The 13,295-nt window shown below is 40.9% G+C and carries 13 protein-coding genes; 8 read left to right on the plus strand and 5 right to left on the minus strand.

Features of this window, described 5'->3' with window-relative positions:
• The first annotated feature begins 33 nt into the window (after window positions 1–33).
• Both dapB and ACEYX7_RS09000 read left to right on the plus strand, forming a co-directional pair.
• Window positions 34–837 carry a 4-hydroxy-tetrahydrodipicolinate reductase gene (dapB, locus tag ACEYX7_RS08995; RefSeq protein ID WP_374804001.1) on the plus strand — a complete coding sequence of 268 codons (804 nt, stop codon included), beginning with the start codon at window positions 34–36 and terminating at the stop codon, window positions 835–837.
• Window positions 838–1,053: 216 nt separating this feature from the next.
• A complete protein-coding gene (locus ACEYX7_RS09000) occupies window positions 1,054–2,406 on the plus strand; it encodes an APC family permease (protein WP_374803999.1) in 1,353 nt (450 codons plus the stop codon).
• A gap of 78 nt (window positions 2,407–2,484) precedes the next feature.
• Here ACEYX7_RS09000 and ACEYX7_RS09005 read toward each other — a convergent pair whose 3' ends face one another.
• Window positions 2,485–3,612 carry an NADH-dependent flavin oxidoreductase gene (locus ACEYX7_RS09005; RefSeq protein WP_374803997.1) on the minus strand — a complete coding sequence of 376 codons (1,128 nt, stop codon included), beginning with the start codon at window positions 3,610–3,612 and terminating at the stop codon, window positions 2,485–2,487.
• A gap of 137 nt (window positions 3,613–3,749) precedes the next feature.
• On the minus strand, window positions 3,750–4,883 hold the full coding sequence (locus ACEYX7_RS09010; protein WP_374803995.1) for an anhydro-N-acetylmuramic acid kinase: 1,134 nt from the start codon (window positions 4,881–4,883) through the stop codon (window positions 3,750–3,752).
• Between the two features lie 75 nt (window positions 4,884–4,958).
• Here ACEYX7_RS09010 and tyrS point away from each other — a divergent pair, with 75 nt between their 5' ends.
• From tyrS to ACEYX7_RS09030, 4 genes are all read left to right on the plus strand, one after another.
• Window positions 4,959–6,185 carry a tyrosine--tRNA ligase gene (tyrS, locus tag ACEYX7_RS09015; protein ID WP_374803993.1) on the plus strand — a complete coding sequence of 409 codons (1,227 nt, stop codon included), beginning with the start codon at window positions 4,959–4,961 and terminating at the stop codon, window positions 6,183–6,185.
• Window positions 6,186–6,499: 314 nt separating this feature from the next.
• The gene (locus ACEYX7_RS09020) at window positions 6,500–6,943 is read left to right on the plus strand and encodes a universal stress protein (RefSeq protein WP_374803991.1); all 444 of its coding nucleotides are present in this window, start codon (window positions 6,500–6,502) and stop codon (window positions 6,941–6,943) included.
• A 643-nt stretch (window positions 6,944–7,586) separates the two neighbouring features.
• Window positions 7,587–8,093: a 5-(carboxyamino)imidazole ribonucleotide mutase gene (gene purE / locus ACEYX7_RS09025; RefSeq protein WP_374803989.1), complete on the plus strand. Its 507-nt coding sequence runs from the start codon at window positions 7,587–7,589 to the stop codon at window positions 8,091–8,093.
• A 142-nt stretch (window positions 8,094–8,235) separates the two neighbouring features.
• Window positions 8,236–9,360, plus strand: a complete 1,125-nt coding sequence (locus ACEYX7_RS09030; RefSeq protein ID WP_374803987.1) for a 5-(carboxyamino)imidazole ribonucleotide synthase — start codon at window positions 8,236–8,238, stop codon at window positions 9,358–9,360.
• A gap of 238 nt (window positions 9,361–9,598) precedes the next feature.
• Here ACEYX7_RS09030 and rsmB read toward each other — a convergent pair whose 3' ends face one another.
• Complete coding sequence (rsmB, locus tag ACEYX7_RS09035) at window positions 9,599–11,092, minus strand: 16S rRNA (cytosine(967)-C(5))-methyltransferase RsmB (RefSeq protein ID WP_374803985.1); 1,494 nt, start codon at window positions 11,090–11,092, stop codon at window positions 9,599–9,601.
• Window positions 11,089–12,096 (minus strand): methionyl-tRNA formyltransferase, encoded by a 1,008-nt coding sequence (fmt, locus tag ACEYX7_RS09040; protein ID WP_374806924.1) that lies wholly within the window; start codon window positions 12,094–12,096, stop codon window positions 11,089–11,091. Before fmt ends, rsmB begins: the two co-directional genes overlap by 4 nt.
• Window positions 12,097–12,205: 109 nt before the next feature.
• Here fmt and ACEYX7_RS09045 point away from each other — a divergent pair, with 109 nt between their 5' ends.
• Together ACEYX7_RS09045 and ACEYX7_RS09050 are read left to right on the plus strand one after the other, a co-directional pair.
• Entirely contained in the window at window positions 12,206–12,451 is a 246-nt protein-coding gene (locus tag ACEYX7_RS09045; protein ID WP_374803981.1) for a hypothetical protein, read from the plus strand.
• 3 nt (window positions 12,452–12,454) lie between these two features.
• Window positions 12,455–12,886, plus strand: a complete 432-nt coding sequence (locus ACEYX7_RS09050; protein ID WP_374803979.1) for a GDSL-type esterase/lipase family protein — start codon at window positions 12,455–12,457, stop codon at window positions 12,884–12,886.
• A gap of 10 nt (window positions 12,887–12,896) precedes the next feature.
• On the opposite strand, the gene ACEYX7_RS09055 is transcribed toward ACEYX7_RS09050, so the two are convergent.
• The coding region (locus ACEYX7_RS09055) for a DUF596 domain-containing protein (protein ID WP_374900464.1) at window positions 12,897–13,295 on the minus strand (399 nt) is incomplete at its 5' end.

A 13,295-nucleotide genomic window follows, 5' to 3' on the forward strand; every position in this document is an offset into this window, starting at 1 on the left:
TTTAGTGAAATGACTTTTATTTAGGAAATTTTTATGAGTACACTTCGTATTGCCATTTTAGGGGCAGGCGGTCGTATGGGGCGAACCTTAATCCAAGCCGTACAACAAGCCGAACATCAATTGTCATCTGCTGTGGTTGAGCCAAGTAGCAGTTTGATCGGTAGCGATGCAGGCGAAATGGTCGGTATCGGTAAACTGAACGTTGCGATTGTAGATAATATCCAAGCGGCTTTGGCTTGTAGTGATGTGGTCATTGATTTTACTGCACCGAGTGCCACCGAACAGCATCTTAAGGCTTGTCGTGATGCAGGTGTGCCGATTGTGATTGGTACAACGGGATTGAATGATGCGCAAAAGCAATTGTTGGATGACGTGTCTAAAGACATTGCCGTGGTGTATGCCGCCAATTATTCAGTTGGTGTCAATGTGTCGATTAAACTATTAGAATTGGCTGCCAAAGCTTTTGGTGATAGCGTAGATATTGAAATCGTAGAAGCCCATCACCGTCACAAAGTCGATGCACCATCAGGTACGGCATTGATGATGGGTGAAGCAGTTGCTGATACTTTAGGGCGGGATTTAAAACAAGTCGCCGTCTATGGTCGTGAAGGGCATACTGGGGCGAGAGATCGTCAGACTATTGGTTTTGAAACTATCCGTGGTGGTGATATTGTTGGTGAGCATACCGTGATGTTTATCGGTGAAGGCGAGCGTGTCGAAGTCAAACACATGGCGACCAGTCGTATGAATTTTGCCAGTGGTGCAGTGCGTGCGGCAGCGTGGGTAACACAGCAAAAAGCAGGACGTTATGACATGATTGATGTGTTGGGTTTATAGTTTTTAAATCTAGATATTTAAACCAATCGAGATGCCATATTTAATATGGCATTTTTTAATTTTGACTTTTCTTAACTCATATCCCAATCCTTGTGATGTTCTTGTTTAATAAAAAATATTTAGATATTGTTTAAATAATATTCATAATGCAATTGCAAAAAGTCGCTGTGCGATTTAGCATAAGCTACTTTTTTTATTCGATTTTGTAGGTGTATGATGACCACAAATCAGCAACCGCAAGGACGCTATAACCTTTTCACTGCCTTGGCAATGATTGTCGGTATTGTGATTGGTTCAGGTATTTTTTTCAAAGCAGATGATGTTTTAAAATACACAGGGGGCAATATTTGGCTCGGTGTCGTGGTATTTACCCTCGCAGCCTTTGCTATTATCTTCGGTTCATTGGCATTTGCCGAACTTGCCAAGCGTAGTGACAGCCATGGTGGTTTGATTGGCTATGCCGATGAATTTATTAGCCCACACTTCTCTACTGTTATTGGTTGGTTCCAAACATTTTTATATTTCCCAACACTTTGTGCAATTATCGCTTGGGTGGTGGGTATGTTTTTCACACTATTATTCGGTATGCAAGATGCCAGTTTTGAGCTACAGATTGGTATTGGTTTAGTGTGGTTAGTGTCGTTGTACGCACTCAATATCTTTTCGGCACGTTTGGCAGGTAAATTCCAAGTTTTATCGACCATTATCAAGCTTATTCCATTATTTGTGATTGGTTTATTGACCTTTTTTAAAGGTGATTTTTCAAATTTCTTTACCACACCACAATTAAGTAATATTGAGCCTGTAGTCGGCTTGGCTTGGTTGGGTGCGGTAGGTCCAATTGCTTTTGCTTTTGATGGCTGGGTGGTATCCACCAGTATTTCAGGTGAAATCAAAAATTCTAAACGCAACTTACCGATTGCATTGGTGGTTGCACCATTGCTGATTTTAGTCGGTTATCTGATTTACTTTGTGGGCTTATCGAGTTATTTGGGGGCAGAAAAAGTATTAGAATTGGGTAATGACAGTGTCGGTTTTGCAGCAAGTCAATTGTTCGGTGAAACAGCGGGTAAAGCTTTATTGGCATTTGTGGTGATTTCGGTGATGGGAACGCTAAATGGTCTTGTATTAGGCTTTATTCGTTTGCCTTACTCATTGGCGTTAAGCGGTCGCATTCCTTTTGCCAAAGCATTGAGTGAAGTGTCGCCAACCTATCAGATTCCATTAAAATCTGCTGCATTGACCTTTGGTTTATCATTATTGTGGTTATTCATTCATTACATCACCACCAAAACTGAAATCTTAGGCAAGATGGATATTTCAGAAATCTCTGTCGTTGTCAGCTACATGCTATATATGGTTTTTTATTATACTGTATTCAAAATGTGGCGTAATGGCGTGATCAAAAATGCATTCTTTGGTGTGATTGTGCCGATTTTTGCGTCTTTAGGTTCTGCGTTTATTTTCTTTGGTGGTATGCAAAATCCAATGTTCCTCACGGTATGTATTCCTGTGTGTTTATTGGTTTTAGGTTCAGCTTATTTTTATAGTAAAAATAAAGTCGCTTAACGTATAAAGCCTAAAAAAACCAGCGTAATCATTTAGATTTGCTGGTTTTTTTATTTTTAAATGGTGATGGATGAAAGATTAACTATTGGCTCTACCTTTGATTGGCGGTAGATAAGCCAGTCCTTGCTCGCACTGTTGCCATATACGACTTGGCAAACGATAACGATCTGCCTTATCCAAATCCAATTCACTGATGATTTGATCGGTCTGTTCTGATTCAATCAAATGCACCAAATCAGGATTAATCAAAACAATCTTACCCAAGGCAATAAATTCCGCCCAACCTGTATTGAGTGCATCAACAATCTGTTCTGCTGTAAATAATGTGCCTACGCCAATTAAAGGTAATTTTCCTTCCAAACGTTGGTGAATCAATTCAATACGGGTCAAATTAGTGTCCGCACCACGACGCACGTTATGATAAAATCCATGCAAAGAAATATGTAAATACTGCAAAGGTTTTTGTTTTAAAGCATCAACCAAAGCAAAACTATCCGTCATAGTAATCCCATTTTCACCCTCTTCTTCAGGTGAAAAACGATAACCAATAATAAAATCATCACGTTGATGTTTTTGCTTGATCGCCACCACCGCATCAACAATCGCCAATGGAAAACGCAGACGATTTTCTACACTGCCACCCCATTGATCTTGGCGTTGATTGGTTTTTGCTGAGAAAAATTGTTGAATCAAATAGCCATTTGCACCATGAATTTCTACCCCATCAAATCCTGCTTGAATCGCTAAATCTGTGGCATTCGCAAAATCAGCAATCACTTGTTGGATTTCATTTTCAGTCAAAGCCATTGAGCCTGACTCGGCATGATTTGACGGGGCTTTTTTGTTTAAATCACCGATCAATTCTTGCTTGGCTTGTATGCCACCATGATGCAATTGCAAAATGGCTTTTGCACCTTGCTGATGAGCGATAGTAGCAACTTCTTTTAAACTGGGTAAATCTTGTCCACTCATTGCGGTTGGCTGACCTGCAAAGGCTTTACCTTCAGCTGAAACCAAGGTCGCAGCAGAGATAAACAGACCAAAGCCCTCAAAACGATTTTGTAAAAAATCACGCTCTTCTTGGCTAATACTGCCGTCATCATTAGATGCAAAGTGCGTCATTGGTGCGACCACTAGACGATTTTTTATCGTTACACCATTATTGAGCGTAAAGGGTTGAAATAATGCTGTAAATTTTGCGTTCATTTTTTACCTATATTGATACGATACGATATTTTTATTCTAGTCGAAATATAAGTATTGATTTGGATGTTTTATGTATAAAATCGTCATAAAAATTTAAGCCATGTTGATTTGAATCCGCACGGCTTAAACCTCATCAATTAAGCACTGGTCATTGAGCCTAATACTCGAAAACCATTTGCCCCTGTCACCGCAGGTAAATTGCCTGATAATTGCTGACAATAACGCATCGCCAACCACGCAAAAGCCGTCGCCTCTACCCAAGTCGGTGATAAACCTAGGGCTTCTGTGGTCTGTACGCTCCATTCATGTTTACGCAAACGCCAACGCAATTGCTCTAACAAATGGCTATTGTACGCACCACCACCACAAACATAGACTTCACCTGTAGGCATCTCGTCTTTGGCACGGTAGATGGCTTTTTTGATGGCACGTGTGGTGAGTTTCATCAATGTGGCTTGTACATTTTCTGGCATATCTTCTAGTTCATCATATTCCGAATCGTTACGCCAATCACTAATTTGTTCTTCCAACCATTCCAAATTAAAATCTTCTCGCCCTGTACTTTTTGGCGGTTCTTTACTGAAAAATTCATGGGCTTGCAAGCGTTCTAACAATGGACGTATCGGCTGTCCATAGGCTGCCCAGTCGCCATTTTCATCATAAGGCTGTCCTGTATAACGCTGACACCACGCATCCATCAAAATATTGGCAGGACCTGTATCAAAGCCTGAGATTTTATCCGCTTGACCTGCTGGCAATAAGGTCACATTGGCAATACCGCCCAAATTTAAAATCACACGGTGAATACTATCATGTTGGAATAACACTTGATGAAAAGCAGGCACTAAAGGTGCGCCTTGTCCACCTGCTGCCAAGTCACGACTACGGAAATCATGTACCACAGGCAGACCTGTCATTTCAGCAATCAGATTAGCATCACCGATTTGTAGGCTAAAGCCATTTTCGGGACGATGACGAATGGTCTGACCGTGCGAGCCGATGGCTTTAATTTGATTTTTATCCAGTTGATGCTGTTCGATAAGTTGATTAATCCCTTCACCGATCATTTTACCCAATGCCACATGTGCCAAGCCCATACGATCAATTTCATTGTCATCTGGTAGGGTCAATGCCATCAGTTGCGTACGCAAGTCTTCATCAAAACTCATCGTTAGGCTAGCGTGTATTTTCAACGGTTCAAACGATACCGCCACGATATCCAGCCCATCAATACTGGTGCCTGTCATCACGCCAATATAAATATCCACCATCAGTAAATTTTAACCTAAACAGCCTAGAAAATGTTAGTATATCGCAATGAGCCAAAAAGTGTATGAGATTATGTTATGACAAATTCTTTCTCTAGTAATTTATCTGCCGAACAGCAATTGGAATTAATCCAGCGTGGTACACACGAGATTATCTCGGAAGAAGATTTATTAAAAAAGCTAAAGCTTGGTCGTCCTCTAAAAATTAAAGCAGGCTTTGACCCGACTGCGCCTGATTTGCATTTTGGTCACACGGTATTAATTAATAAACTTAAAGTGTTCCAAGACTTAGGACATGAAGTTTTATTTTTGATTGGTGATTATACTGCGATGATTGGCGACCCGACGGGCAAAAGTGCTACTCGTCCGCCATTGTCACGTGAGCAAATCGAACAAAATGCCAAAACTTATCAAGAACAAGTATTTAAAATCCTTGATCCTGTCAAAACCAAAGTGGTTTTTAACTCTGAATGGTTTAAAGAAAAAACCGCAGCCGATTTGATTCAGCTTGCCAGTCAGCAAACGGTAGCACGAATGTTGGAACGTGATGATTTTACCAAGCGTTATCAATCTAATCAGCCGATTGCCATTCATGAATTTTTGTATCCATTGGTACAAGGTTATGACTCGATTGCCATGCAAGCCGATGTGGAATTGGGCGGTACTGACCAAACCTTTAACTTGTTGATGGGTCGCACTTTGCAATCCCGTTATGGGCAAGAGCCACAAGTCTGCATCACTGTGCCGATTTTGGAAGGTTTGGACGGCGTGAATAAAATGTCTAAATCTTTGGGCAATTATATTGGCGTGATGGACAGTGCTGGTGCAATGTACCAAAAAATTCTTTCTATGCCTGACAGTCTAATCGAGCGTTATTTTGAATTATTAAGTTTTAAATCAATGCCTGAAATCGAGCAACTGTTGCAAGAGATGAAAGACGGTCGCAATCCACAAGAAATCAAACGTATTTTGGCTTTGGAATTGATTGAGCGTTTCCATGATAAAGACGCTGCGGAAAATGCCCATAAATCAGCAGGTAACCGTATTGTCGATGGCGAAATCCCTGACGATATTCCAGAAGTCACGATTGCTCGTGGTGAATACGGTGGTGAAGTGTTTATCAATTCGATTTTGCGTACTGCCAATTTGGTGAAAAACGCTGCCCAAGCCAAAGATGCTGTAGCACGTGGTGCGGTGAAAGTCGATCAACAAGTGATTGATGCCAGCTTTAGTGTCAAAGACAATTGTACTTTGATTATCCAAGCAGGTAAAAAAGCGATTGCGAAAGTGACTTTTGTTGATTAATTTGATATTAAAATAACCCTATTCTCAACTTAAAAACGTAAGGTGCTAATTTTATTGCCCCCTCCCTAGCCCTCCCCCTAAGGGAGAGGGAACTCCCCTCCCTCAGGGAGGGGTTGGGGGAGGGTGTTGAGAATGGCGTATTAAAATATTTATTTTAATCCAAAGAAGACCGCTAAACAGTGGTCTTTTTTATTGCAGAATTGTCAAAAAAATCATTCCCAAAAAACCAATTTAATGTTATGTTAAAAGTGTAGGATAAACACATTTTCGTTTAAAAAAAATCTTAATTCTACATCTCGTTAGGAGAAAATATCATGGCTTATCGTCACATCGTTGTTACCATTGATGGTTCAGAAACAGCACTTGCTGCAGTAAAACAAGCGGCTACCCTTGCTAAAGCTTTTGATAGTAAAGTTACTGCGATTTACGTATTAACTGCCGAGCCGATTTTGGGTGCAGAGTTTATGACTTTGGATGCAATGCAAGAAGAATATTTGAGCGAAATCCGTGAAAAAGCCCAACAGGATTTAAAACAAGCTGAACAACTTTTTGCTGAACAAGGCATTAGCATCGACTCTAAGATTTGCGAAGGCTTTCCAGTGCATCATGAAATCGTAGAAAGTGCCAAAACGCTTGATGCTGATTTGATCGTGATGGGTTCACATGGCCGTAAAGGCTTTAAAAAATTAGTTCTAGGTAGTGTGGCTCAAAGCGTTCTCGGTGAATCACACATTCCTGTATTGGTGGTGCGTGGCTAATTCATACGATTTTCATCGCTCATCATTCTGATTTTCAAAAGCGTAGCACTCTGGTGTTACGCTTTTTTTTAAATTCATTTTTCGCCATTTTTCATGAACAATCGTTACTTGATAACGTGAGTTCGGAATAAGTTTAAATGTAAGTGTTTGATTTTATGTAAAATTTTTAATTCGAATGTAGGGTGCGTCTTACGCACTTTCAGAAAACGGCATTAAAATGGTGCGTGTGACGCACCCTACTTCTTTAATATCATATAATTACAACAAAAAAATACCTTTTAAAACCGAACTCACATTTGATAAAAATTCACCTGCTTTTTGCAGGATAAATAAATTTAAACTTGAGCAAATTAGTTATAGTTATCCATAAAGTTTTCCATAGACTTATCCACAATTTAAATTTATAAAATTAAAAGAATTTTTGTCTACAGCATTAAACTTATCCCAATCCAGCTTTTGCGATTTTTTCTACGTATCATCTTTGTGCTAAAGCCAATCTTTTCGTGTGTACACGTATTTTTAAATTTAAATTTTTTTCTAACAAAAAGTCATTTATCAAAACTTAAAACTCGATAAAAAATAGGCTATAATGGTCGTTTTTATTTAAATTGCCGATTCAAAGGCAAAATATTGGAATTTTGCGATGACACAGCACAACGCACAGCCTGTCGTAGGCATCATCATGGGTTCACAATCTGATTGGGCAACCATGCAACACACCGCTACTATGCTAGAACAGCTTGGCGTGGCTTTTGAAGCAGAAGTGGTATCTGCTCACCGCACGCCAGACCGTTTGTTTGAATATGCAGAGCAAGCGCGTGACCGTGGTATTCAAGTGATTATCGCTGGTGCAGGCGGTGCAGCACATCTACCAGGTATGTGTGCAGCAAAAACTGATTTGCCTGTATTGGGTGTGCCAGTAAAATCATCGATTTTGAACGGTGTAGATTCTCTACTTTCAATCGTGCAAATGCCAGCAGGAATTGCGGTGGGAACACTTGCCATCGGTGAAGCGGGTGCAAAAAATGCGGGACTACTGGCAGCTCAAATCATTGCACTACAAGATGCAAATGTGGCTGCTAAAGTACAAGAATTCCGTTTGGCACAAACGCAAAAGGTGTCACAAAACAATATTCCAGGGCAGGCGTAAAGTCTGCTTTTTTGATTAGATTTTTGCGTAATCCATTTTCTAATCGTCTTGTGAAAATCTGAAATGTAATTAAAGTTTTTCACATTACAAGACAAAGGATGAGCAAGAATAGCAACAGATTTTGAGAGTTAAGGCAAAGCACATGGCATATCAGCGTATTGGTATTTTTGGTGGTGGACAATTGGGTCGTATGATGGCTCAAGCGGCACTGCCTTTGGGTGTTCAATGTAGTTTTTTTGAAGGGCAAAAAGACTGTCCGTCAGCAACATTAGGACAAGTGTTTTTGAGCGACTCGCAGCTCAATGAATTTATGCAGTCGGCTGATGTATTTAGCTTGGAATTTGAAAATACGCCGTTGGCAGATGTCGATATTTTGACGCAGCAGCACACGCTATATCCACCACGCCAAGCCCTTGCCACTGCACAAAATCGCTTGTCAGAAAAAGCCTTATTTGATGAACTGAATATTCCAGTTGCACCTTATCGTGCTGTAAGCAGTGAACAAGAATTAAGCCAAGCTGTAAGCGACTTAGGTTTGCCAATTGTACTAAAAACTGCCATGGGTGGTTATGATGGCAAAGGACAATTTGTGTTGCGTGATGTGGCAGATGTCGGTACAGCATGGGCGGAGCTTGGTGCAGCAAAAAGTTTGATTGCAGAAAGTTTTGTAAAATTTAGCCGTGAAGTGTCGATTATCGCAGTGCGTGGGCAAGATGGCGAAGTGCGGACGTGGGATTTGGCGGAAAATCACCATCATCATGGCATTTTATCGCATTCCATCGTGCCTGCACCACATAGCCAAGACTTACAGCCTGTGGCGGAAGACTATATCACTCGCCTACTCAATCATTTGAATTATGTTGGTGTTTTGACTTTAGAATTGTTTGTCACCGAGCAAGGCTTGTATGCCAACGAGATGGCACCACGTGTGCATAATTCGGGGCATTGGTCGATTGAAGGTGCGGTATGTTCGCAGTTTGAAAATCATATCCGTGCTGTAGCAGGTTTGCCATTGGGTTCGACCGAAACCATTTGCCCAACGGTGATGGTCAATATCATCGGCAAGCATCCACAAAGCGATGCAGTATTAGCATTGCCAGCGACGCATTTGCATTTATATGGTAAAAGTGAACGTGCTGGACGTAAGCTTGGGCATATTACCATTTCACCAAAAGATGCCAAGCAATTGACTAAAATCTGCCAGCAGTTGGCAAACATCTTGCCTGAGCCTTTGGCTTTAACTGCTGATATGACGATTGATGTTTAAGTCGTTTCACGTGGAACAAAAGGACGTTTAGCGTCCTTTTTTGTTGGGTAAAATTTGCTATATTTGCTTGTTAAGATAGTTATAATAGCAACAACGATATTTTTTGCGTCCAAACATGAAAAAATCCTTACTGCTTATCTTCGGTACAATTTTATCGCTTGACGGCTTGATATTATTAGCAATGAATAAAGTAAAAAGCCAAAATCACCCTTAAAAAATGATTTTGGCTCAATTCAAATTATCGCTTCCGTATCAAACAATAATAAAAGCCATCGCCTTGTCCTTGTCGTGGCAACCATTGTCGCCCAAAGGCTTGCTCAATACTGCCAAATTCGCTTTGCTTGATTTCCACCGCATCGCTATTTTCAGCAAAAAAGGCTTGCATCTGCTCGACATTTTCCGCCTTTAAAATCGAACAAGTGATATAAAGCAAATAACCGCCCGATTTGATTTGCTGCCAAATATTTTTTAAAATATTTTTTTGTAATTCAACCGTTTGTGCTACATCTTCGCTTTTACGTAATAAACGAATATCAGGATGACGACGCAAAACGCCCGTTGCAGTACACGGTGCATCCAAAATTACCACATCGGCTAATTCAGGTGTTTGCCATGTGCTGGCATCAGCAATGTGCAAATCAAAATTTGAAGTTGGCAATTGCAAACGCTGTAAATTTTCGGTGATACGCTCAGCTCGTTTTTGTTCCAATTCCACCGCAAAAAGCTGTTTTGGTTGAGCAATTTCCAGTAAATGGGCAGTTTTCCCCCCTGGGGCTGCACAGGCATCAATCACAATTTTATCATTTAAATCAATCTGATGGCTTTGTAAAATCAAGCTTGCCAATTGTGCATGTTCATCTTGTACCGAAAACCAACCTTGCTCAAAACCGACCAATTTTGGAATCTGTACCGCTTGTTGCAAAATGATTGCCACTGGCGACAGCTCACCCAAACGATAATCAATCTCCGCTTCATCCAAAGCTTTGGCATAATCATCACGGCTAATCAAACGACTATTGATGCGTAAAGTCAGTGGTGCAGTGTGTTTTAATTGTTGGCTTAAGTCTTCAAATTGCTCTGCCCAATCGCGTTTTAGGCGTTTCGCCAACCAACTTGGTAAATTTTGCGATGCGTCCAGAGCCTGTGCCAGTGCTTCACGCTCACGCACCGCACGACGTAATATCGCATTGACCAAACCTGTAGCATGTGCCGAACCGAGTTGTTTTACTGCTTCTACTGTTTCATCAATACTGGCATGGTCGGCAATACGGGTCGCCAAAATCTGATATACACCAACATATAACGCCACTTCCACGGTTGGTTCTTCCACTTCTACCGACAGCAAAGGCAAAGTGATTTGCTTCAATGCAAACCAATGACGCAATACGCCATAACTAAGCTCATGAAATAAACCTTTGTCTTGTGGGGCAACGGCATTGAGATAATGCTCTTGCCATTGTGCCAAAGACTGCCCTGCTTGTACTTTTAACAGTAAATCAATCAGTTTGGCACGCAAATTCAGCTTGCTTAAATCTCGTCCTTTGGGCTGTGGGGCAATGCTTTCTGCCTTAGGTTGTTCTTTAAAATGTTTACGCCATGTTTGTTCATTACGTGGCTTTCTATCGCTATCTTGACGTGGATGGTTGCTTTTTCCACGTGGCGATTTTACGGATTTTTTCTCGTTTGTAGGCTGTTCTTTTTTGACATAAGGACGATTTAAACTGAGTTTCATGCCAACACCTGCCCAAGTTGAAGTTTTTGACTTTGGAAAATTTGCCCTGCATCCAATGGCTTACCGCCTGCCCATTGTAATTGCGTGAGTAAAATCAAGCTCTGCTCGCCACATTGCACTACTACGCCTTGTTTGGATAGCGCAACGATGGTCCCTACGGCTTTTTCATGATGATTTTCAGCGTGGAAAATTTCCGCCTGCCACACACGTACCGCCGTATTTTGGCTTTGTTGTGCTGGATTGTGTTGTGCTTTTTCCACATCGCTTAAGATATCAAAAAATGCCACTGGCACAGGATTAAAGGCACGAATATGACGATGGATTTGCTCAGCCGATTGTGTCCAGTCGATACGGGCTTCTTGCTTGGCAATTTTTTCCGCATAATTGGTTAGGCTTTCATCTTGCACTTGGCGTTTGGCTTGATAATCTTGCAAGCTTTGTTCATTTTCTAGCACTTTACAAATGGCTTTTGCCCCAAGCACTGCCAATTTATCATGCAAAGCAGTGGCATTGTCATTTTCGCTAATTTCACAACGCTCAATCAATAACATATCGCCCGTATCCAAGCCTTTTGCCATCTGCATAATGGTCACGCCCGACTCGGCATCACCTGCCAAAATCGCCCGTTGAATCGGTGCAGCCCCACGCCAACGTGGTAAAATCGATGCGTGAATATTGAGACAGCCGTATTTTGGCATGTCCAACACCGCTTGCGGTAAAATCAAGCCATAAGCTGCCACCACCATTACATCGGCGTTTAATGCTTTTAATTCTGCTTGTGCGGCAAGCCCTTGCTCAGTAGAGCTTTTAAAATTTTCGGGTTGATACACAGGCAAACCATGCTCAAGGGCAAGATTTTTCACAGGTGATGCGGTGAGTTTTTGTCCACGTCCTGCTTTGCGGTCGGGTTGGGTATAGACCGCAATAATCTCATGTTGGCCATCAATCAAGGCTTGTAAAGCGGTAGCGGCAAAATCAGGCGTACCTGCAAAAATAATTTTCAATGTTCGACTCAAAAATACAATGGCTTAGCGATATGATAACAAATTTTGCATAGGATAAAGGGCTTTTATCGTTTAAAATTTTGACAATTTATAATTATTGTTGTCTATCATGTCAAAAAAACCACTTTCTTTATTGCTTGCACCATTATTGGCGGTCAATCTCAATACCGCTTTATTGTCTGTCGTGGCGGTATCTAGTGCCGTTGTCATCACAGCTTGTAGCAGTAAAGCACCGCAACAGCAAGCCATTGCCAAAGGTAGTTTGGTGATTGCTTTGGGTGATTCTTTGACTTATGGTTATGGGGCAACGCCTGAGCAGGCTTATCCAAAATTGCTCACTGATTTAACAGGTTAGCAAGTGAAAAATGAAGGCATCAATGGTAATACCAGTGCCGATGTTTTACAGCGTATCGACGGCATCATTGCCCAACAGCCGGAATTGGTTTTGCTTGGGATTGGTGGTAATGATGTGTTGCGTCGTGTCGATTCGCAAACCACCATCAGCAATATCAATCAAAGCATTGAAAAGCTTAAACAAGCCAAAATTCCTGTGGTTTTGATTGCCGAGCCGCATTTTAGTGCCAGTGCATTATTAGGCAAGGCGAGTGATAATCCGATTTATAGCGAAATTGCCAAGTCGCATGATGTGCCATTATTTGATAAAGAATGGTCACGTATTCTGTCCGATAAAAATCTAAAATCCGATGAAATCCATGCCAATGCCAAAGGCTATCAACAATTTGCGGAAAATTTACAGCAGTTTTTAAAAGGGCAAGGCTATTTGAAATGATTATTTTTGATTACGTCCATTCTAAATACTCGCTATCATCTTCAAGCTGATACACCCAAACTGCACCAGCAGGGCAACTATCCGCAAAAAACCATATATCAAAATGTATAGGGTCTTTTTCTAAAGTATCCATTTTTGATTTTGGAAATTTATCTTTAAATAATTGAATTTGTTCATCAATCGAACCTGTTAAAAACACACCATTTTTAGCAAGTCTAAGCCACCCTTGTTGCATGGCATAGCCTATTACATCAAAAAATACCTGTTTTACAAATTCAAAATCAGCAGTATCCCCAAAAGGCTTGAATTGCTCACCATTATCTATATATGTCCACAGAGAAATAAAATCATGTGGGTCTTCATGATGATATTGAGCAACATCAATAATAGTATCTTGATAACTCATTTG

The organism is Hubeiibacter jixunmingi (assembly GCF_041928215.1).
GTDB lineage: Bacteria > Pseudomonadota > Gammaproteobacteria > Pseudomonadales > Moraxellaceae > Acinetobacter.

Bases quoted from the DNA above. Each gene is read 5' to 3' on its own strand.
- ACEYX7_RS09010 (WP_374803995.1), bottom strand. From the start codon at position 4,883: ATGGTGGATATTTATATTGGCGTGATGACAGGCACCAGTATTGATGGG.
- ACEYX7_RS09000 (WP_374803999.1), top strand. From the start codon at position 1,054: ATGACCACAAATCAGCAACCGCAAGGACGCTATAACCTTTTCACTGCC.
- dapB (WP_374804001.1), top strand. From the start codon at position 34: ATGAGTACACTTCGTATTGCCATTTTAGGGGCAGGCGGTCGTATGGGG.
- rsmB (WP_374803985.1), bottom strand. From the start codon at position 11,092: ATGAAACTCAGTTTAAATCGTCCTTATGTCAAAAAAGAACAGCCTACA.
- purE (WP_374803989.1), top strand. From the start codon at position 7,587: ATGACACAGCACAACGCACAGCCTGTCGTAGGCATCATCATGGGTTCA.
- tyrS (WP_374803993.1), top strand. From the start codon at position 4,959: ATGACAAATTCTTTCTCTAGTAATTTATCTGCCGAACAGCAATTGGAA.
- ACEYX7_RS09030 (WP_374803987.1), top strand. From the start codon at position 8,236: ATGGCATATCAGCGTATTGGTATTTTTGGTGGTGGACAATTGGGTCGT.
- ACEYX7_RS09020 (WP_374803991.1), top strand. From the start codon at position 6,500: ATGGCTTATCGTCACATCGTTGTTACCATTGATGGTTCAGAAACAGCA.
- ACEYX7_RS09005 (WP_374803997.1), bottom strand. From the start codon at position 3,612: ATGAACGCAAAATTTACAGCATTATTTCAACCCTTTACGCTCAATAAT.
- ACEYX7_RS09045 (WP_374803981.1), top strand. From the start codon at position 12,206: ATGTCAAAAAAACCACTTTCTTTATTGCTTGCACCATTATTGGCGGTC.